Genomic DNA, 21,304 nt, shown 5'->3' on the forward strand with positions numbered 1-21,304 from the left:
ACAACATGAAGAAAGTGAAAGGGTATGGTATTGCGCTTGCTTGGTTAACCGTGACTATGCTCGCAATCTCCGGGTGCAGCAGCAATGCAGGCTCAACAGGTTCGCCTAACGTAGAACCGGCGTCAACCAGCAAGCCATCTGGAGACAACGCATCTGGAAATCCCGACATCTCGAAGTACCGCATGCTCAAGGTGTACACGGTAGGTAATTTCCCTCAGAACGACTCGAAGGAAGTTATAGCAGAAATCAACAAATATTTAAAAGAGAAAATTAATGCCGAGATTGACTTTCAAGGACTTCCTTGGTCCACATGGTCGGAAAAGATGGCGCTTGCCTACCAGTCCGGCGAACAAGTAGATTTAACCTTTGCTCCAAACTGGGCTGATTTTGCTAATAATGTATCAAAGGGAGCTTTCCTCCCGCTTGATGATCTGTTAGCCCAATATGGACAAGGCATTACCGAGACGCTAGATCCCCGTTTTCTTGACGGTGGCAAAGTAGATGATAAAATCTATGCCATTCCAACCAATAAAGAAATTGGTGAAAGCCATACGATTATGTTTAGGAAGGATCTAGTAGATAAATATGGATTTGATATCAACTCGATTAATACGCTGGAGGATTTGGAGCCATGGCTTCAAACGATTAAGGATAAGGAGCCTGGCATTGCTCCAATCTGGCTCTCGGGCAGCGGCTCCGATACACTTGGTTATTTCGACAAAACAAGGCCAAGTGTAGCAGAAAACTTTCGTTACGAGCTTGTAGCGGGTGCGCCTGCCGGAATCGTACTGGACACGAAGACAGACAAGATGATCATCAGCTCTATGGAGTCCGATATGGCTATTTATCGCATGAAGCTCTACAGTGACTGGTTTAAGAAGGGGTTCATTAACCAAGATGCCGCAACAACCAAAACGAGTGCCGAAGACGCGCTTAAGGCTGGGAAAACGTGGATGAAGTTCGGTTCCGACAAGCCGGACTCCGATAAAGAGGATTCCATCGCTACAGGCATTGAGCTCGTCAAGCTTAAAGGCAATGATCCCGAGATCAGCACGGCTAGCGTTAGCAATTCCATGATGGCCATAGGGCGTACATCCGTTGATCCGGAGCGGACGATGATGCTGCTGAATCTTTTGCATACCGATAAGAAGCTAATTAATTTGATTGACTTCGGTGTGGAAAATCGGCAATATGTCAAGGTAGAAGGTACGGATAATTTCATTAAGCTGCCGGCTGGCATGGCTACCCGTGCGGATACGGGATGGGCTCCGGGCATTGAATGGATGTTCGGCAATCAGACGCTCACTTATTTGTGGGAAGGAGAAAGCGCTGACAAATGGGAGAAGTTCAAGGCTTATAACGAGAAATCCCATAAGGTGAAGTCATTCGGCTTTAACTTTAATACGGTTCCTGTCAAAACGGAGGTGTCCGTCGTCAGCAATATTATTAAGGAATATCGCCCGCTCCTTGAAACAGGAAGCTTGGACGCAGACAAGGTTTTGGCTGAATATAATGAAAAGCTGAAAGCCAATGGTATCGAGAATATTCGCGCCGAGGTTCAAAAGCAATACGATGAATGGAAAGCGAAGCAACCATAAGCAAGCAAAGGGGAAGACTGATGAGGTCTTTCCCCTTTTGCGCCTCACAGGCGTTAATAGGATAGAAAAAGGAGAGAAAATGTGAAATTATCTTTGCAATTTAAAGTTAGCGCTCTCGTTTTGCTTCTAGTGACGCCTATTTTTCTTTTTTTATACTATACTAACATCTATTCTACAAACATAGTTCGGGAGAAAGTGGCAAAATCTGCATCGGATACACTGACCCTTCACTTAGGTGCTCTTGATGAATTGCTAGAGCAGACGAGCACTTATTTGCTTCGCACTTCAAACGAGAGCATGCTGCTCGAGCTATACTCGGAAAGTGATCCGAAAAGTGTAAACTATTATTTATCCATCCGAAAATTAATGGATCAATGGTATAGCGATGTCAGCTACTACTCCAGTATTCGCAGCGTGTTTGTGTATCACCCTGATCGAGATGAACTTTTCCTTAGCAGCCAAAAGGAGTATTACAAGGAGAAGGACGCCATCCGTTTTGGACTGTCTTCTCAGCTGAAGACCTTCAAGCTTCCGACTTCTTTGAAGTGGGAAATCGTTACGGTCGGAGGTGAGCCGGTCTTATTTAAGGTGCTGCCTGATAAAAGTGGAAGGCTGCTCATCGGTGTACTTGTCAGCATTGACTCATTGGCACAGCCTTTAACCCAATTGGAGTCTGTAAGGAGCGACGAAAAGATCGGCATCATCTCCAAAGATGGCAACCTGTTATGGGGACAATTCTCGAGGGAGGATCTTGACTTGCTCCGCAGTAAGTTGAAGGAGCAATCGAATCATGCTAACGCATCATTGCGCCTCCATGATGGGAGCAGCTACTTGTTTGTAGACAAACCGTCCATTTTCTCGGATCTCAACGTATTCATTCTGTTGGATGAAGAGTCGCTTTTGGATGAATTGCCTATGTTCCAACGCGTCATTAAAGCGATTCCTATCGCAGTGATTGTCATATTGGTTATTATGTTCTTTCTACTAAATCGGCTCGTGTTTAAGCCTATACAACAGTTGACCAGCGGGATGCGCATACTAGGAAAGGGACAACTGGATTACCGCCTTAAGGAAGGGAAATCGAAGGAGTTCCAGTTGATTACAGAGCAGTTCAATCGGATGGCCGAACAAATCGGAAATCTTAAGATCGATGTATATGAAGAGAAAATGAAAGTGCAGCAAGCAGAGCTTAAGCATCTTCAAGCTCAAATAAACCCGCATTTTTTCTTGAACTCTTTGAATATTGTCTTTCATCTTGTAGAGCTTCAGAAGTATTCGCTGATTAAGAAAATAATTGCCCATCTCGTTTCCTATTTCAGATTCATCATGAGCACGAACGATACGTGGATTACGCTTACTAGTGAATTGAATCATATTCGAAATTATATGGAAATACAGATGGTTATGTACCCAGGCAAGCTTAGCTTTCATGATCAATTCCCGAAGGAGCTGGAAAATGCGCTCATACCACCCTTGCTTGTGCAGCCATTCGTAGAAAATGCGATTAAGCATGGATTTATTAATAACACAAAACCATTTAGAGTCAGCATTACGATAAATGAAGAGGTTAGCAAGGATGACGCTAGGTGTATGGCCATCCAAATCAGTGACACTGGTCCGGGCTTCTCCGAGCTTCAGCTCGAAAGGCTTAACCTGGGGTTGTATGAAAAAGATCCGACTGACCGTCAATTAGGGATATGGAATGTACGCCGACGCTTGAGTATGTTCTATAATGAACGGACGAGTATTACCTTTAGCAATGATCCTCAGGGCGGTGGAGTAATAAAAATAATGTTGCCTATACATAGGAGGCTGTGATCTTACAAATGTACCGGATATTGATCGTCGATGACCAATATTTTGCCTTGCTCGGTTTGCAGCAAGGCGTGAATTGGGACGAATTAGGTATTGCAGATGTCCATCTGGCGGAAAACGTAGAACAAGCAGTGGAGTGTCTGGAGCGCCACCCTATAGATTTACTTATTTGTGATATTGAGATGCCAGGGAGGAGCGGACTGGAATTATTGGTCTGGGTATCGCAGCACTCACCGGACACGCTAACGATTATGCTCACCTGCCATGCTGATTTTGAGTATGCACAGCAGGCCATCCAGCATGGGGCGTTCCATTATTTGCTGAAGCCTGTCGATTACGAGCAATTAAAGCAGGTGGCAAGCTCAGCTATTGCAGAAGTCGCAAGAAAGAAAGAGCAGCATAAGTTTGAAATACTTATACGAGACTATCGAAGAAAATGGGAGCATCAGCTTCCTATATTAGTAGAACGCTTCTGGCAAGACATCCTTAGCCAGCGCACCTCTCTTCTTCTGGAATCGTTGCAGATATCTGCGCAAACTTGCGGCCTGGATCTCAAAAAGGAGGATCGTTATATTCTAGTTTTATTAGGCCTGGAACAATGGAAGGAAAATTTAAGCGCTCGTGATGAGGCTATTATGGAGTACGCCCTTCGCAATTTGGCTGGAGAACTGCTTCTCAGAGGGCTAGAGGGCGTCGTACTTCAAGATCATGTAGGCCTTAATTTGGCGATTATCTATGTGAGGGACGAAGAGGTTGTTGTTGGTAATGTGCTTGATTACAATTGCCGGCAGTTTCTTAATGAGTGCAAACGGATTTTTCATTGTTCCTTATCGATTTATATCAGCCCGACCGTATTGCTGCCTGAAATCGTTAGCGCTTACGCTCATGTGACAGAAAGAGAGCAGAGCAACCTAAACAGCTCACAGCAAATTTTCACTCCGACTTATCCGCCTTCCACTAGGCTGTTAAATCAGCTGCCGGTAGTTGCTCCAATAAACTTGTTTGCAGAGTGGGCGACCATTCTCGAGCTCGGCGAGCTGGAGGAGCTGGATAGCCGTGTTAAGCAATGGTTCTGTAGCAGTGAGGCGATCATATGGACGAAAGAATCGCATCGACAATTTATTCATGGCATCCTTTTTATCGTGCATACCATTTTGGCCAAAAAAGGTTTGTCCATGCACGAGTCAGTGGAGTTAAAGCAATTATTGGATAAGGAAAGTTACCCAAAGCATTCGGTAGGTTTGCAAAATTGGACACGGGGGATTCTAGGGGTGACCGTATTACTTCTTAGGACAAGCAAGAACGTTTCCTCTACCGTCGTCACCAAGATCAGACATTACATTCGTTCACGTTTAAATCAGGAAATCACTCGCGAAGAACTGGCCGCCCATGTCTATCTAAACCCGGCGTATTTATCCAGATTGTTCAAGAAGGAGACCGGATTATCGTTGTCGGACGCTATTATTCAGGAACGAATACAGGAGGCTAAGCGATTGCTGGAAGAAACCGAATACAAAATTACCGATATTGCGGAAAAGGTTGGGTATACCAGCTTGGGAAGCTTCTCTAACTTATTCAAACGAGTTGTCGGCGTTACGCCGCAGCTATATCGAGCTCGAAAAAAAACGAATCAAACCAGCTAGACGACACTGTTAATCGTTTGGTACAATATATAAGAACGTTGTTTTATATTATAAAACGAAAGGAGGGGTATGTATTTTATGCCCATCATTCAATCACTCGACCGGGCACTTACTATTCTAGATTTGTTTGATGAGCATACTCGAGTATTGAAAATAACCGAGATCAGTGTCAGGGTCGGACTGCATAAAAGTACGGTGCATTCCTTGCTTAAGACGCTTCAGCATCATCGCTACATTGAACAGGATGAAAACGGGCTGTATCGGCTCGGCATGCGTCTGCTGGAGAAGGGTCAACTGCTATTGCAGAGCTTTGACATCCGGGAGATTGCAAGAGGGCCGATGGAAGAGTTGTCAGGGAAGACGGGACAGACTGTTCATCTTGTCATCCGAGACGGAGCGGAAGGCGTCTATATTGATAAGGTTGAAGGCAGCAAAGCAGCCATTCGCTATTCCCGAATTGGCCGGCGGGTGCCCCTGCACAGCAGCGCGGTCGGCAAGATGCTGGCGGCTTACGTGCCGGAAGCTGAGCTGGAGAGGCTGCTGGAGAGCTACGACTATTCCATTCATACGCCACATACGATCTCAAACAAGTCGGACTTCCTGAAAGAGCTGATCTCCTCGCGAAAGGCGGGCGTTGCCTACGACCGGGAAGAGAATGAAGCGGGTGTCCGCTGTGCTGCGGCGCCGGTGTATGACCACAGCGGCCAAATTACGGCGGCGATCAGCATCTCGACGATGACGTCAACAGTTGGGGATGAGGAATTAGCGGCTTTCGTCCTGCTTTTGCGAGAAACGGCAGAACAGATTTCACGCGGACTCGGCTACCGTCCAAAATAATGCGATTATACGCAAAGATTCTGGACGGATCTTTTTTAGCATAATATGAGAACGGAGTTTTATAATATAAAACAAAATAATTGGAGGTCAAGTAATTATGCGTATATTTCGTTATCTTGAAAACTCGCTTTCCTATTTGGGAGTAATGACCGAAGACGGGGATAGTTATCGGCTAGATGCGCCAGATCTTATGACACTTGTCGCAAATGCCCGCACCGCCGGATTGACAACCGCTGCTTATGTTGGGACGATGCTTGGCAGTCTCTCGCCAATCGGCGCTCCGACAGAAACGCTGCAACTGACGACGCCGCTGGACGCACCAGAGGTATGGGCGGCAGGTGTGACCTATCAGCGCAGCCGCGAGGCGCGAAATTATGAGGCGACGGAGGGAAGGCTCGATGCTGACACCTTTTACGACAAGGTGTATGAGGCAGAACGGCCAGAGCTGTTTATGAAATCAACAGCCGCCCGTACCGTTGGACCTGGTGAAGCGGTATGCCTGAGGAGCGACTCCTCGTGGCAGGTGCCGGAGGCAGAGCTTGGGCTGGTCTTGGATAGCTCTGGCGCTATCATCGGCTATACGGCTGGCAATGACATGAGCTGCCGCGACATCGAGGGCGAAAATCCTCTTTACTTGCCGCAGGCGAAAATTTGGAAGCGCTCCTGCTCAATCGGTCCGTTCGTCCGACTTGCGGAGACGGTCGCTGACCCGTACGCGCTCTCGATTGCCTGCCGCATTTACCGAGATGGAGCGCTGGTCGTTGATGAAACGGCGCATACCGGCCTGTTAAAGCGCAAACTGGAGGAGCTTGTCAGCTTCTTGAAACGGGATAATGAGCTGTTCGACGGTACGGTTTTGCTGACAGGTACCTGTCTCGTTCCGCCTAATCAGTTTACGCTGGCCTCCGGCGATCGCATTGAAATTGAAATCGAAGGTATAGGGACACTGGTGAACACGGTAATTAGCACTCATGAGCTGGACATGGCTCCAAATCAAGCCTAAGGGGGAAAAAATAATGGTAAACAGCGAATACACGGTGAACCCGGAAATTCCGGCAATAGACAACTATATCGGAGGCGAGTGGAAGCCAGCGCTCTCTGGCAAGCGCAATGCTGGCTGCAATCCAGCTCGCAGCAGTGAAATCGTTAGCTTATCGCCCGACTCCAATCTTGACGATCTAGGCGCTGCGGTCGCAGCCGCTGAGGCTGCTCGCTATGCCTGGCGAAAGCTAACCGGTGCTCAGCGCGGCGCCTTGCTGTTCAAGGCGGCTGATCTGCTGGAGAGCCGCTTGGAGGAGATTGGCCGGGCGATGACCTGCGAGATGGGCAAGACGCTTGGCGAGGCGAAGGGGGAGACGGCCCGCGGTGCAGCCATTTTACGCTATTATGCAGGCGAGGGTATGCGTCCGATCGGCGATGTTATTCCAGCAACAGACGCTGAAGCATTGATGTTCACGACTCGCGCTCCGCTCGGTGTCGTCGGCGTCATCTCGCCCTGGAATTTTCCTGTGGCAATTCCCGTATGGAAAATGGCGCCCGCACTGGTTTTTGGAAACACGGTTGTCTGGAAGCCAGCGGCCGAGACGGCTGTCACCGCTTCACTCATTATGGCTTGCTTCCATGAAGCTGGCTTTCCGGCGGGCGTTGTGAACATGGTTATTGGCGAAGGTGCCGTCATTGGTCAGGGTATCGCCGAGCATCCGGGCATTCACGCCGTCACCTTCACGGGCTCTGACACGGTCGGTAAGCGTGTGGGCCAGATTGCTCTAGCACGTGGGGCAAAGTACCAGCTGGAAATGGGCGGTAAAAACCCGATCATCATCGCAGCCGACGCCGATCTAGACTTAGCCGTTGATGCGACAATTAGCGGAGGGCTTCGCTCAACCGGCCAAAAGTGTACCGCAACGAGCCGCGTTATCGTTGTGAGCGACGTTTACGAATCGTTCAGATCGAAATTGCTCGAGAAGGTCAATAGTCTGCGAGTGGGTGACGGCATGAACGCGGAAACGTGGCTTGGTCCGTGTGCTAGTCGAAAACAGTACGAAACCGTGCTGGAGTATATTCGCAAGGGCAAGGAGGAGGGCGCCGAGCTTCTCGTCGGCGGAGAGCAGCCGAATGCTCCAGAGCTCGCGGACGGCTATTTCATCACACCAGCCGTGTTCGATCGGGTGATGCCAAACATGACTATTGCAAGGGAGGAAATTTTTGGACCTGTGCTGGCACTGATTGAGGCGCGTAATTTAGACGAGGCAATTGAACTCGCAAACGATACGGAATATGGGCTCAGTGCCTCCCTCTATACGAGCAATCTCGGTTATGCTTTGAGGTTTATTCAGGAAACGGATGCAGGGCTCGTCCGCGTGAATGCCGAGACGGCGGGCGTGGAGCTGCAGGCGCCGTTTGGCGGAATGAAAGGCTCCAGCTCCCATTCTCGCGAGCAGGGACAGGCAGCTATTGAGTTTTACACAGCTGTGAAAACAGTCTTCATGAAGCCATAACTAGAAGGGGTACGCATAATGGATGATCTGGATCTGTTAAAAAACGTAATGGGATCGGACGAAGCGGATTATTTCGACGTGTTCACACATGCCCCGGGGCCATCCGGCAAGCTCCCGCTGACTCCGGAGCTTCTTCTGAACGAGCCTAGCGGCAATCTGTTCGGCTGGAGTCAGAACGTCGGCATGGGATGGCAAGCGGATCGCTTGCAGGGCAGGGAGGTTCTCATTTTGGGCACGCTTGGAGGTATCCGCAACGAGGATGGCACGCCCGCCGCGCTTGGCTATCACACCGGCCACTGGGAAATCGGCCTGTTAATGAAGGCGGCGGCGGCAGAGATTGCCGCAAAGGGCGGTATCCCTTTCGCGGCTCATGTGAGCGATCCGTGCGACGGACGCTCACAGGGCACGTCTGGCATGTTTGATTCACTGCCTTACCGCAACGACGCAGCAATGGTCATGCGGCGGCTAATCCGCTCGCTGCCTACCCGAGCAGCCGTTGTTGGCGTCGCGACATGCGACAAGGGACTGCCTGCGATGATGCTGGCGCTTGCGGGAATGAAAAGCCTGCCTGGCGTTATCGTGCCAGGCGGTGTTACACTGCCGCCGACGAATGGTGAGGATGCTGGCAAAATCCAGACGATTGGCGCCCGATATGCAAACGGCGAGCTGTCATTGGAGGAGGCTGCCGACCTTGGCTGCCGAGCCTGCGCGACGCCGGGCGGCGGCTGCCAGTTTCTCGGAACGGCGGGTACCGCGCAGGTCGTGGCAGAGGCACTCGGAATGACGGTGCCGCACGCCGCGCTTGCCCCGTCAGGTCAGCCGGTCTGGACGGAGATGGCACGCCAATCTGCCCGAGCGGCGATGGCGCTGGCAAGCAAGGGTCTTACGCTTAGTGATGTGTTGACGGACGCTTCTATCCGTAATGCCATGGTTGTTCATGCGGCTTTCGGCGGCTCTACGAACCTGCTGCTGCACATTCCAGCGATTGCCCATGCGGCAGGCCTTAAGGTGCCGAGCGCTGCGGACTGGGCAGAGGTCAACCGCAACGTTCCCCGATTGGTCAGTGTCCTGCCGAATGGCCCTGTTCCGCATCCGACAGTTCGTGTGTTTCTTGCTGGCGGTGTGCCTGAGGTGATGCTGCATCTTCGGCGACTCGGTGTGCTGGATGTAAGCGTGCTCACCGCAGCTGGTGTCACGCTGAACGAGACGCTGGATTGGTGGGAAACGTCCAAGCGGCGGCAGCATATGCGTAGCTATCTTGCTGAGCGGGAAGGTATCGACCCGGATACAGTCATATATAGCCCAGATCGGGCGCGAGCCGCAGGCTTGACTCCGACGGTTACGTTTCCGTCCGGAAATATCGCTCCCGAAGGCTCCGTCATTAAATCGACGGCTATCGACCCGTCGGTTCTTGACACCGAGGGCGTATTCCGGCATGTTGGACGGGTAAAGGTGTATACGACCGAGCGCGATGCGATCCGCGCCATCAAGACAGGCGGCATATTCGCTGGTGACATATTGGCATTGATCGGCCGCGGCCCAACAGGAACCGGTATGGAGGAAACGTACCAGCTGACGTCGGCACTGAAGCATTTGGCATTCGGCAAGCAGGTGTCGCTGCTGACCGACGCCAGATTCTCCGGCGTATCGACCGGGGCCTGTATCGGACATATCGGCCCGGAGGCGCTCGCAGGAGGTCCCGTCGGACGCCTGCGAGACGGAGACTGGGTTGATATTCGCATCGACACACGCAAGCTAGAGGGAGCGATCCATATGGTCGGCTGCGGCGAGCAGCCGGATACGCCGGAGGCAGGGACAGCAATTCTTGCCGCTAGGTCGCCGCATCCCTCTCTTGCGGAGGACCCGGAGCTGCCGGACGATACCCGTCTTTGGGCCGCGCTCCAGTCTGCCAGCGGCGGAACCTGGAAAGGTTGTGTTTATGATGCGGACCGCATTATTCGGACGCTGGAAGCAGGCATGCGCGTGCTAGCAAGGGAAGAAAGCGGCGGATAAGGCTAGTATAAAAAAACATCGACAGTCTGGACATTAATGATGAGTCCACACGACTGCCGGTGTTTTTTTCGCTCAAGAGAATGTATTCCAAGCTTTTTAGAGCAGAGACTAAACTGAAAAGAACCGTATTTTCAAATAAAATGTGGTAACATTTAATGATTAAGGCTAAGGAGAGGGAGAAAATGAACCAAGACGAGTTTTTTATGAAAGAAGCGATAAAGCTGGCAGAGCTTGCCGTTGAACATGGAAACGAGCCATTCGGAGCTGTTTTGGTTAAAGATGGAATGATTGTTTATTCGAATGAAAATCAAATTTATTCGGCAACAGATCCAACGTTTCACGCAGAATCCGGGTTGCTCCGAAGATTTTGTGCGGAAACAGGGATTACAGATTTATATGAATACACCTTATATTCGAGCTGCGAGCCTTGCTTTATGTGCAGTGGCGCAATGGTATGGACAAACCTGGGACGTCTGGTTTTCGGCGCTAGCAATCGGGATTTATGCAGCATTTTGGGTGAAGAGGGGAGCCCGTGCTGTGAGATTGTATTTGAGCATTCTCACCACAAGCCAGCATTCATTGGTGGAGTTTTGCGTGATGAAAATTTGAGTATTTTGGCCAGCTACTTCTCGCATCACGCAAAAGGCTAATGACGAGCTATTGATCAGCATAGTTGTTGTTTATTTTTCATCATTTTTGAGCGGAAATAGCTATAATGAGTCATTTAAAATCGTAGAGGATTCGTTATGATAGCATAAGAACGGTAGCAAGGAGGAGATGGAGGGGATTATATGAATCATACGCTTAAGTACTGTTTTGTAATAATCGTCCTTCTAAATGCATTATTATTATCGGCATGTGGAAACTCAGGGACTGCTGCTACAACAAACGATAACCGTACTGAGGACAGTAGTATTCAAAGCAGCGATCCAGAAATGATATATAAGAAGAAATGCATGTCCTGCCACGGTACTGATCTTCAAGGTAGAAGAGGACCCAGTCTCCAGAACATTGGAAGTCGATTAACGGAAGAGGAAATCATTGATATGGTTGCAAATGGCAAAAATGGAATGCCTAAGTTTAAAAAAAACATTTCGGCCGAGGACATTCAAAGTGTTTCCAAATGGTTGTCGGGGCTCAAATAAAAGGGAAATAGAAGCGATAGAGAAAATAGGCAAGGCCAGCGGTTATGATAAAAGCAGGCTCCATAAGCGAACATAAAAACGACCAGGCTGTAATGGGATACGGCTCGGTCGTTTTTGCTGTGCTCTAGGTTGTACTGAAAGTCGGAAAAACGCGGTAAGGATTTTGGTTGCTGCATGTCGAGCCTAACTCATAATTGCAATAATTTGCTTCAGGGCTTTTTTGGCTTCAGGAATTGGGAATACAGGAAATACATGATTCATTTTGGGGTACTCATAATAATTGATGTCAACTGCATGTTGGATTGCCTTTTCTTTGAATTTTCGGGCATCCGGAAGGAAAAATTCATGGGTTCCGATAAATAGCGAAATTTTCCCCAAGTTTTTAATATCACCATAAATAGGACTTACCAAATAGTGTGATTGTGGCGTTTCACCAGAGTATCTCTCTCCAGATTCAACCAATAATTCCCAGTTCAATAGCGGCTCTTTATTTATCATGGCTAATACTTCCGGATTGCTTAGTGTAATATCAAGCCATGGAGACAGCAGTATAATGTCCCTTGGTTGCGGTAAACCTTGTTCTAACAAATATTGAGCGAAGGCCAAGGATAAACCACCACCAGCAGAATCACCCATGATCACGATGTTTTCAGGTTTACCTATTTCCAGAAGATATTTGTAAATACTTAGAACGCTCTCAATCGCATCCATATACTGATAGTTCGGAGCTTTAGGATAGATAGGCACATAAACCGTACAACTTAATTGCTGAGTTAAGCTGTGCAAAAAATGCCAATGCCATGTAAGAGGCTGCTCAACATATCCTCCACCAGGCAAATACAAAACTATCCGAGCATCAGATTGAGAGTTAGATTTGAGAATATAAGTATCTACCGAGAGATTGTGATCTTTAATAATGTTATACTTTTGTTTAAGCTTGGCAGGCAATACATAGGGTGAACTATTAATAATTCTTCGTTGCTCCAAATAGTCATTAACGTTGTGTTTCTTTTTAGTTAGAAATAGCAATTGTTCAACAAGAAAGCTTCTTATACTTCGCATAATAACGACCTCCTTTCAGTAGAATACTAAATTACAAGCATAAAGGATATTTAATTATCATTTAGTATCGTAAATAAAATTTTAAGGATGATCATAAACGAATGAATATCACACAGCTACAATATTTAATTTCAACTGCAAGGTTTGGTTCATTTACTAAGGCCGCGAGTGCGCATCATATGACCGTGCCAACGATCAGTCAATCCATCAAACAATTAGAAGATGAAATGAATACCGTCATCTTTCACCGTACCAAGAAAGGTGTGGTTCCAACGAAAGAAGGAGAGCTTATTCTTCGTCATGCAGCAGCTATTCTTAATAATATTGATGTTATGCAAAACGAATTGCTGAATCTCAAAGAAGATTATGTTGAAAGCATCACGCTCTCAACTATTCCGGGACTTGTTCCTCAAGTTGTTCAGGCTACATTAGAGCTAATGCACAAATACCCCACACTCAAAGTTCAGATGATTGAAGGCGACACTCAGACTATTATGAAGCAAGTATATGAAGGTTATGCAAGTATGGGGTTAATTTCTTATAGCAAGAGCCAAGTGAACTCTTCATTTGAATGGTTTCCTATAGTAGAAGGTACAGCCGTATTGATCATGAACACGAAATCCCACTTACGTTTTTCTAAAATGATATCACCTGAAGACTTGGACAATCAGGTATTCGTTCTATATAAAGATGAACATATTGAAAATATCGCTCACAATCTGATGTCTATTAATCCTACAAACCGTATTGCTCTGATTACGAATAATATGGAGGCTTTATGCCAAATGGTGGTTAAGGGAAATGCGATCACGATTGCTCCAGACTTTATAGTGAAAGCTTTGTCATCCATCTACCAAGAAAACTTGGTTACTGTTCCGTTGAAGCAATTTTATTTGGATAAAGCGATTTTGGGAAGAATCACAAGAGCAAATGAGCCCGTTTCTAAAATGGTTGAAGAGTTCACGAGACAGTTATCGAGCCGAGTTGAATATTTTGGAAACGCTGAAACATAAACGGGATTGAATCTGAACAGCCATTTTCAAGTCAGCCCATAGACTTCATGAAACGCATTTCATGAAAATGTTTACATTAAAAAAACGAAGAGGTATAATAGTTAAAAATTAGTTAATATGTATAACTGCATACATGCTAACTCATAAAACTATTGGGAGTGATGGAATTGACTGAACGCATTCTTCCTATTGTTGAACCTCCTATATATGGTTATCTTTGCAATGCTTATCCATTAGCAATAGCTCTTCAAAATAAAAATGCAGAAGCATGGTTTTTTAGCAACTTTATACAACTTGTTTCTGCGGGCAACTTCCCCGAAGGGAAATTTTTCAACTTTTATAATTCGTATTATGAATGGGATACAATGTTTTTGAGCTGTCCTTTTATAAATTTTCAAAAAATACATTATAATTATTTAGAAAAATATGAAGGTAATTTAGTGGAGTTTATGTGTGACTCCATTAATACGGATGGATACATCTATCTTTATGTGGATGAATACTACATATCTCACATGGAGGCATATTTCGACTATCATATGTTTCATGAAATGCTGGTATTCGGATATAACAAAGAAAAGAAGAAGTTCAATGTATTAGGTTACAATTCCAAAAGAGTATTTGGGCAATATGAAGTGGATTTTGATGAGCTTGTAACGGCATTTCGAATGTGTGACAAAACGATAAGTAATAGAAAATATATATACATATTAGAATATAATGAAGACTATCAATATGATTTTGATCTTCAGCTAGTTTTCCAATCTTTAAAGCACTATCGTTTTAGTTTAAACTCATCTTTGAATTTCCGTGCACTTCATTCACCAAACTATTGGTGGATTTATGGCATGTCTGCATATGAGCTTTTTTTAAAGTATTTGCGGCATAATATAGGTGAATTGCATGAGAGAATTGACGATAGGCTTTTTCATACGATTTGGGAGCATAAAAATGTTATGGTTGAAAGAATAAAGTATATGATGGAAAATGAAATCATAAAAAATGATGGTAGCTTATTAAATGCGTACACATATATTAGTGAATGTTCATTAATACTTAAAAACCTTGTGTTAAAATATAATTTTAAAGAAGGAAAAAGATTATTAGATAATATTGTAGAAAAATTGACTGAAATAAAAAAATGTGAAGAAGCCGCAGTTGATCTGTTTCTAAATGTTTTAGGTTCGACATTGCAGGATGAAAAATCGGAATGGAATGAATACAGCCAGCCAACAAGCGCTTCGCCAGCCATTTAATTGTGTTTGCAGAAATCCTTTACATTAGATTGGTCAACCTTCCAATCCATTGTAAAGGATTTTTTATTTAAACATTGACAAGCTGAATGATAGCAAGCAAAGTGCATGCTATAGCATGTTTAATTTGATGTGCACAACTTAATGATAGAAGGATAGCTGTGTTCATGCTATAGCATGTATTTGGAAGGGGGCTTTGTTTATGTTAGATAAAAAGGTTGTGGTTATTACTATTACAATCGAGGGATCAGGTCTGATAAGGCAAAGCTTTCTGCAATCATGTCTACGAGCTGGTAATCATGTTTTTCCGCCCCCAATTCACAATGAAAGGCTGCCAATTGACTCGGCAGCCTTTTGCAAAAGCAATCAGCATCTTATTATTTTGAATTTGACCCGTCAAATCATCCAGTACAGTCAACAATTTGACGCCGAGATGTAATAAAAAACACGACATACCTGAGATGGGAGAGTGCCTGCATGACATGGGCGATAACTAGGCAATCTATATCGAGAGGTAACTAGCCCCGCTTCTTGATCAGTTGAATACAAAAAATATCATTACTTGGAAGCCCATTTTAATGAATATGGTTGCATACAAAAAAAAGTCCTTGAATACCAAGGGCTTTTTTTGTATGCAACCTATTTTGCTTTACGAAAAATTGTTTTGTGTTCCGTTTTGAAACTTACATTTTTCTCATAGCCCTTTTGAGGCATACGGAAAAATCCTATTTTTGTTAAAATATAAATAAGAAACTATAGCAGGTAGGTGAAAAATTGCGAACAGTAATCAAAATGACGGCAGTAGCGGGATTTATTTGTACGATTCTAGGAGCATGTTCTGCTTCTACTACCGCTCCTCTTGATCCGGCAGCCCTTGAGGCAATATTGACGACGCAGCCGACTGCTCCATCAGCAGGCGTCCCCATCAAGCTAAGTGCCGCATTTACAGGAGCCGAGCTTTCCGAATCATCGGAATTGACGTTTGAAATTCGGGTGGATGATCAGCAGTCGTTAGTGGAGGCTGAGAAGGGAGGAAGCAACACGTTTGAAGGGGTGTACACCTTCTCTAAATCTGGGACTTACGAGGTTTATCTGCATTTAAATACCGAAGATATTCATTTAACAAAAAAGAAGCAGGTTATGGTTCAATGACGAATGTGAAAAAATGGATATTAATATCACTCTTGGGTGTTGTGTCCTTTATTTATACCCCTCCTTCCATAAAAGCAGAGGAACAGGCCAAACATTTGCAGTCCCTCATTAATGAGGCACAGCCAGGCACTACGATTATTCTGGCACAAGGAATATATGAGGGACCCATCATAATTGACAAGCCGCTTCAATTGGAGGCGAAGCCAGGGGAAGAGGTCACAATAAACAATACTTCTAATAAACCTGCCATTCAAATTATCGCTAATGATGTGACGTTAACAGGAATTATAATTCGCGACGAACAGGTTAAGAAGCAGCCAACTGTGCTAATTCAGGCAGACGGCGTGTTATTGGATCAATTGCAGATCCATTCGGGCTCCTTCGGCATTATGATGAGGAAGGCTGATTATGGTGAAGTGCGAAATACGAGTATTGTATGGGCAGGAAAGGGGGCTAAACGGCCAATCAAGATGTCCGACAAGGGGAACGGAATGGATCTGTATGAGTCGGATAACAATACGTTTTATGGAAATACCGTCATCGCTATGCATGATGGCATTTATATGGAGAACAGCGACAACAATTTGGTAGAAGAAAATCATTTTGAGCGGCTGCGTTATGGCGTGCACTGCATGTATACAAAGGGAACGGTTATACGCCATAACATCGGGAGGTTGAATATTACCGGTGCTATGGTTATGGCGGCCCGTAAGGTTGAGCTTTCAAATAATCAATTCACGAAACAAAGTGAGAATGTGAACTCACAGGGAATCCTTTTGTTCGACGCACATGAAATAATGGTTTTCGATAATCATGTGGAGGGCAACCGGGTTGGGTTATACGTGGAGCAATCGACACTCAACCGTATTACAAACAATAGTATCGTTGGAAACTTTATTGGCCTCCAGTTGCTAGATGCTGAAAACAATACGATGAGCGGAAATCAGTTTATTGGCAATGTGGCAAGTGCTGAGTCTAGGAACAGTGTCAATAATACACTCGATGGAAACTATTGGGATACTTTTCAAGGCATTGATCTGGACGGAGATGGAAAAAGCGAGATTTCATACGCGATTAATCCTTTTTTTCAAAGCCTTGTGAAAGCAAAGCCAGGCTTTCAGCTTTTCTTTCAGTCTCCAGGTATGGTTTTTCTTGAAGGGCTTTACCAGTCGCAAAGAGAGCAATGGGCATCAGATGCTTCTCCTTTGATGCAGCCAACGGGAAATGCTCGCTTCGTTATATCCAAGCAGACCTTGCACCACTCCGCTATCATAGGGGTTTTACTGCTTTGTCTATCTATATTAATTATTTATACGGGGGTAAGAAAAAGATGAAAAAGAAGTCATTTAACGCCATGCTTTTGATAATAGTTATTGCACTGCTAACGAGTGCCTGTGGAGCAAAGGAATACAAGCCGCAGGCAATTAATGAAGAAACCGATACATGTGTCATTTGTAACATGGCGGTAAAAGACGACCCTTATGCTACGCAAATCATTACGAAGGATGGACAATCCCTGAAATTTGATGACATTGGCTGTATGAACGATTGGAAGGTTCAAAATGGAATGGAGACGGTAGGAGCAGAGTTTGTTAGGGACCATAACAGCGGGAACTGGCTCAAATATGAAAATGCCTATTATGCTTACGACGCGGAATATGTGACCCCGATGGCTTACGGCGTTATCGCCTTTGAGAACCAGGCTTCCGCACAAGCATATATCGCTGAACAAGGGAAGGGCGAATTGCTTAGCTCAGCTGATCTAAAGGATCATAAGTGGGAAGTGAACCGCGATATGATGGACATGGAAAATATGGAGATGCACAACGAAAGCATGCACTCCCATGATAATAAAGAAGAGATGGAAATGGGTCATGGAACAGAAGGGAAGGACTCGTGATTCAGACCGCGCACGTTGCAATAAGGGAAGTAAGGCTAGGGTTTCGCAATCCGTGGGCGTATTCCTTCATGGGACTTTTTGCTTTATTTATGCTATGTCTGCTCCTCATCAATGCGCAGGGTTATGTCCAAGGCTATTCGGGTACTACGGGGACGACGCTTAACTTAATTTTATACTTATTGCCACTAATGGCATTGCTGCTGGGTTCTTTCTCCTTGACTGCCGAGAAGGAGGACGGGAGCTGGGAGCTGTTATCCGTCTATCCGTTAAGCACATGGTCCTTTATCCTCGGCAAATATATCGGGCTCGCGATTGTGCTGCTTGTTATTGTTTCGATAGGCTTCGGTCTGGCAGGTGCTCTAGGATTTACTGCAGGCTCTGGCTTTGGACTGCTTACTTACTTGCAACTGCTGGCTTTTTCCAGTAGCATGGCCTTATTTTTTCTAGCTATCGCCCTGTTAATAGGTACGCTAGCGAAAAACCGTTGGCAGGCATTAACGATTGCCGTAGCGATCTGGTTTTTTGCGATTATTGGCTGGCCTCCACTGCTTATTTCTGTGCTTGGCTTCATGCCTTACCCCATGATTAAACCTACGGTGACGCTGCTTACCTTTCTTAATCCAGCCGAGCTGTCCCGGCTATTTACAGTTGTGAGGCTTGGAGGAGGAGCTATTCTAGGTCCTGAATATTATGAATGGATTACATGGATCAGACGGCCTAGCGGCAGCTTTGATTTTGTAGCAGTTGCACTGATATGGATTGGAAGTGTAATGGCAGCTGCACAACTCATATGGGAGAGGAGGCGCTTGCGTGGTTAAACCGATGGTTAGGCTAGATGGGATTACTAAAAAGTTGAAGAAGCAAGTAATTATAGAAGGGCTTAATCTACAAATAGAAGAAGGCCAAATTGTAGCATTATGTGGTGGAAACGGTGCAGGCAAGAGCACGATTCTGAGAATGATTGCGGGTATTTCACATCCCGACAGTGGCAAGATTACGGTTGGCGGTTTACAGTGGAAAAATAATCGTAAGCGCTATGCGGACCTTATTGGCTATATGCCTGATGATTTTCGCTTTAGTCAGGGGTTGACCGCATTTGAAACACTCGCTTTCTGGGCCGCGCTTCGCGGGGTACCTCAGAGGAGAGTAAAGGAACTTCTGCAAGAAGTTGGTCTTGCGGATACGGGGAAAAAGTCAGTCTCCAGCTTCTCCAAAGGAATGAGGCAGCGTATATTGTTTGCGCAGGCTTTGCTGGCAAAGCCGCCTGTCGTTCTAATGGATGAACCTACGAATGGACTTGATCCTTACTGGATTGAATCTTTTGTACGTATGGTTAAAGAAACCGCCAAAAGCGGTCAGACTGTTATCTTCTCCACGCACCAGCTTCATGTTGCCGAAGCTCTGGCAGATCGTATTGCTTTGCTTCGAGGAGGTCAAATTGAGCTTGAAGGAACAGCAGCCGATATTCGAGCGCAGCTAGGCGCGGGCGGACTGCAAGCAGCATTCGCTGAATGGTTTGGATTAACTGGAACGCTTAACGGCTACTAATAGGATACTAATTGTATAGGCTATTTTAAACTTAAACCCAATAATCCCGAGCTTGTGGCCCGGGGCTATTGGGTTTAAGTTTGGTAATTTAATGGTGTTCGCTTTAATGATGTCCGCCAGCGGCTGGAGCAGACGCATCGGAGTGCTGTGTGCTCTCAAGCTGTACAAGGCGCTGTGTGTCTTTCTAGTTAGCCGATGACTCATTAAAGCTATCCTACCGGATATGAAACCAATCTCGTTCATCATTTGTTCAAAAATACTTTTTAAACATTTAACTTTACAAAGTAGCATAGTTAATGTATATTCAGAATGACAAGAGGTTTAATTTACCATAATAACCATCAACTTACGGAGGTGTGAAAGACAAACAACGATCAGATCGGGATTTTTGATGCTCAGTACAGGGCGCCTACAATTGGTATTATGCTGGTTCTGGCAACCGTCGCTTTCGAAGGACTGGCTATCACGACTATTGCCGCGAAAATGACACAAAGTTTAGAGGGCATTCATTTATATGGTTGGATCTTCAGCGCATTTTTGTTATCTCAGCTTATTGGAACCTTGGTTATGGGTCAGCAGGTTGACAAGCGCGGTGTTTTTACATCCATGCTGGTATCTTTTAGTGTTTTTGTGCTAGGAACTGTGGTCTCCGCTATTTCTATAGATATGCACATGCTTATTGTCGGTAGAGCCCTTCAAGGTTTTGGAGCGGGGGCCCTGATCACATGCGTTTATACCTGTGTGACATTGCATTATCCAGATGCACTTCGTACTCAAATCCTGGCCGCATTTTCTATGGCATTTGTACTGCCTTCCTTGATTGGGCCTTATGTAGCAGGCCTTATTGCTTCCTATATCTCGTGGCGATATGTTTTCTGGATCGTTCTACCTTTAATTGGATTGGCGCTCAGTCTTACATCCCGCTCTTTCCATGATTTGCAGCTTCGGCAAGATCTGACAGGTCCAGCGCGAGCAACCGACTCGAAGATTATTTATGCGATTCTACTTGCCGTTGGAACGGGGCTGTTACTCACAGGACTTGGTATCATAACCGATTGGAAAGGCATAGTACTCACTTTGGGTGGATTGGTCGTCATGATCTCGCCAATGCATAAACTTCTGCCTGTGGGCACTTTCTCGGTAAAAAAAGGATTGCCTGCTACTTTGGTTTCCAGAGGGCTATATGTTGCTTGTTATTTTACAACGGAAAGTTTTCTGATCTTGGCACTAACCGAAGTGAAGGGGTTATCAGCTGACCTTGCTGGCCTTCTTGTAGCAGCAGGTTCTCTGAGCTGGTCCGCCGCTGCGTGGTTGCAAGCTAAGCTTGATGCACGAGATCAAGGTCTTGCCCGAAAGGGCAGAGTCATGACCGGCATTGGGATTATGATCGCTGGAACTGTACTCGTGATCCTGGCTCTTATTTTGACGGACGGTGGAATTATGCTCATCCTTCTCTCGCAAATGATTACAGGGTTGGGTGTTGGATTGGCCAACCCTACTACTGCAGCCATTGCTTTACAGCATGCCATGCCCAGGAAAGAGGGAGAAATGTCCGCGAATCTGCAATTTGTGGATTCTTTCTATATGGGAATAAGCATTGGAGTTGGTGGCGCTCTGATTGCCTTGTCCGAGACTTTACAATGGGGCATATCCACAGGCGTTTTGATCGTGTTAACACTGCAATTACTATTAGTCTTGTTAAGTTTCTTGGCAGCACTACGAATTAACAAACTCGTTCATCAAGAACTTCATCCGATCAGTCAGGTGAAGGACAACATTTCCATGTAACGGATGACAGCCGCGTCGTTAAATACATCACGAAGAACG

At 45.8% G+C, this 21,304-nt stretch carries 18 protein-coding genes; 17 read left to right on the forward strand and 1 reads right to left on the reverse strand.

Going from position 1 to position 21,304, the window contains the following annotated elements; all coding sequences use genetic code 11:
• Positions 1–5: 5 nt before the first annotated feature.
• The 9 genes from V5J77_RS13165 to V5J77_RS13205 all read left to right on the forward strand — a co-directional run bounded on the left by V5J77_RS13165 (position 6) and on the right by V5J77_RS13205 (position 11,549).
• A complete protein-coding gene (locus V5J77_RS13165) occupies positions 6–1,598 on the forward strand; it encodes an ABC transporter substrate-binding protein (protein ID WP_338556460.1) in 1,593 nt (530 codons plus the stop codon).
• A 195-nt stretch (positions 1,599–1,793) separates the two neighbouring features.
• On the forward strand, positions 1,794–3,416 hold the full coding sequence (locus tag V5J77_RS13170) for a histidine kinase (protein ID WP_338556462.1): 1,623 nt from the start codon (positions 1,794–1,796) through the stop codon (positions 3,414–3,416).
• A gap of 8 nt (positions 3,417–3,424) precedes the next feature.
• A complete protein-coding gene (locus tag V5J77_RS13175; RefSeq protein ID WP_338556463.1) occupies positions 3,425–5,056 on the forward strand; it encodes a response regulator in 1,632 nt (543 codons plus the stop codon).
• A gap of 78 nt (positions 5,057–5,134) precedes the next feature.
• Positions 5,135–5,893, forward strand: coding sequence for an IclR family transcriptional regulator (locus V5J77_RS13180; protein WP_338556465.1), 759 nt, complete (start codon positions 5,135–5,137; stop codon positions 5,891–5,893).
• 97 nt (positions 5,894–5,990) lie between these two features.
• On the forward strand, positions 5,991–6,896 hold the full coding sequence (locus tag V5J77_RS13185; RefSeq protein WP_338556466.1) for a fumarylacetoacetate hydrolase family protein: 906 nt from the start codon (positions 5,991–5,993) through the stop codon (positions 6,894–6,896).
• A gap of 13 nt (positions 6,897–6,909) precedes the next feature.
• On the forward strand, positions 6,910–8,391 hold the full coding sequence (gucD, locus tag V5J77_RS13190; protein WP_338556468.1) for an alpha-ketoglutaric semialdehyde dehydrogenase GucD: 1,482 nt from the start codon (positions 6,910–6,912) through the stop codon (positions 8,389–8,391).
• 18 nt (positions 8,392–8,409) lie between these two features.
• Positions 8,410–10,404, forward strand: coding sequence for a YjhG/YagF family D-xylonate dehydratase (locus V5J77_RS13195; protein ID WP_338556470.1), 1,995 nt, complete (start codon positions 8,410–8,412; stop codon positions 10,402–10,404).
• A gap of 182 nt (positions 10,405–10,586) precedes the next feature.
• Complete coding sequence (locus V5J77_RS13200) at positions 10,587–11,054, forward strand: nucleoside deaminase (RefSeq protein WP_338551310.1); 468 nt, start codon at positions 10,587–10,589, stop codon at positions 11,052–11,054.
• 141 nt (positions 11,055–11,195) lie between these two features.
• The gene (locus V5J77_RS13205; RefSeq protein ID WP_338551311.1) at positions 11,196–11,549 is read left to right on the forward strand and encodes a c-type cytochrome; all 354 of its coding nucleotides are present in this window, start codon (positions 11,196–11,198) and stop codon (positions 11,547–11,549) included.
• A 183-nt stretch (positions 11,550–11,732) separates the two neighbouring features.
• On the opposite strand, the gene V5J77_RS13210 is transcribed toward V5J77_RS13205, so the two are convergent.
• A complete protein-coding gene (locus V5J77_RS13210; RefSeq protein ID WP_338551312.1) occupies positions 11,733–12,611 on the reverse strand; it encodes an alpha/beta hydrolase in 879 nt (292 codons plus the stop codon).
• Between the two features lie 101 nt (positions 12,612–12,712).
• On the opposite strand from V5J77_RS13210, the gene V5J77_RS13215 reads away from it, so the two are divergent.
• From V5J77_RS13215 to V5J77_RS13250, 8 genes are all read left to right on the forward strand, one after another.
• The gene (locus V5J77_RS13215; RefSeq protein WP_338551313.1) at positions 12,713–13,624 is read left to right on the forward strand and encodes a LysR family transcriptional regulator; all 912 of its coding nucleotides are present in this window, start codon (positions 12,713–12,715) and stop codon (positions 13,622–13,624) included.
• Positions 13,625–13,791: 167 nt separating this feature from the next.
• Positions 13,792–14,880 (forward strand): hypothetical protein, encoded by a 1,089-nt coding sequence (locus V5J77_RS13220; protein ID WP_338551314.1) that lies wholly within the window; start codon positions 13,792–13,794, stop codon positions 14,878–14,880.
• Positions 14,881–15,651: 771 nt separating this feature from the next.
• Positions 15,652–16,029: a hypothetical protein gene (locus V5J77_RS13225; RefSeq protein ID WP_338551315.1), complete on the forward strand. Its 378-nt coding sequence runs from the start codon at positions 15,652–15,654 to the stop codon at positions 16,027–16,029.
• The gene (locus V5J77_RS13230) at positions 16,026–17,363 is read left to right on the forward strand and encodes a NosD domain-containing protein (protein WP_338551316.1); all 1,338 of its coding nucleotides are present in this window, start codon (positions 16,026–16,028) and stop codon (positions 17,361–17,363) included. The genes V5J77_RS13225 and V5J77_RS13230 overlap by 4 nt, the downstream gene beginning before the upstream one ends.
• A complete protein-coding gene (locus V5J77_RS13235) occupies positions 17,360–17,929 on the forward strand; it encodes a nitrous oxide reductase accessory protein NosL (protein WP_338551317.1) in 570 nt (189 codons plus the stop codon). The genes V5J77_RS13230 and V5J77_RS13235 overlap by 4 nt, the downstream gene beginning before the upstream one ends.
• 68 nt (positions 17,930–17,997) lie before the next feature.
• Positions 17,998–18,747 carry an ABC transporter permease subunit gene (locus tag V5J77_RS13240; RefSeq protein WP_338556772.1) on the forward strand — a complete coding sequence of 250 codons (750 nt, stop codon included), beginning with the start codon at positions 17,998–18,000 and terminating at the stop codon, positions 18,745–18,747.
• Entirely contained in the window at positions 18,740–19,477 is a 738-nt protein-coding gene (locus V5J77_RS13245) for an ABC transporter ATP-binding protein (protein ID WP_338551318.1), read from the forward strand. Before V5J77_RS13240 ends, V5J77_RS13245 begins: the two co-directional genes overlap by 8 nt.
• Before the next feature lie 423 nt (positions 19,478–19,900).
• Complete coding sequence (locus tag V5J77_RS13250; protein ID WP_338551319.1) at positions 19,901–21,265, forward strand: MFS transporter; 1,365 nt, start codon at positions 19,901–19,903, stop codon at positions 21,263–21,265.
• Positions 21,266–21,304 lie beyond the last annotated feature (39 nt).

The sequence above is a fragment of the Paenibacillus sp. KS-LC4 genome (assembly GCF_036894955.1).
In the GTDB taxonomy this organism is placed as follows: Bacteria; Bacillota; Bacilli; order Paenibacillales; family Paenibacillaceae; genus Pristimantibacillus.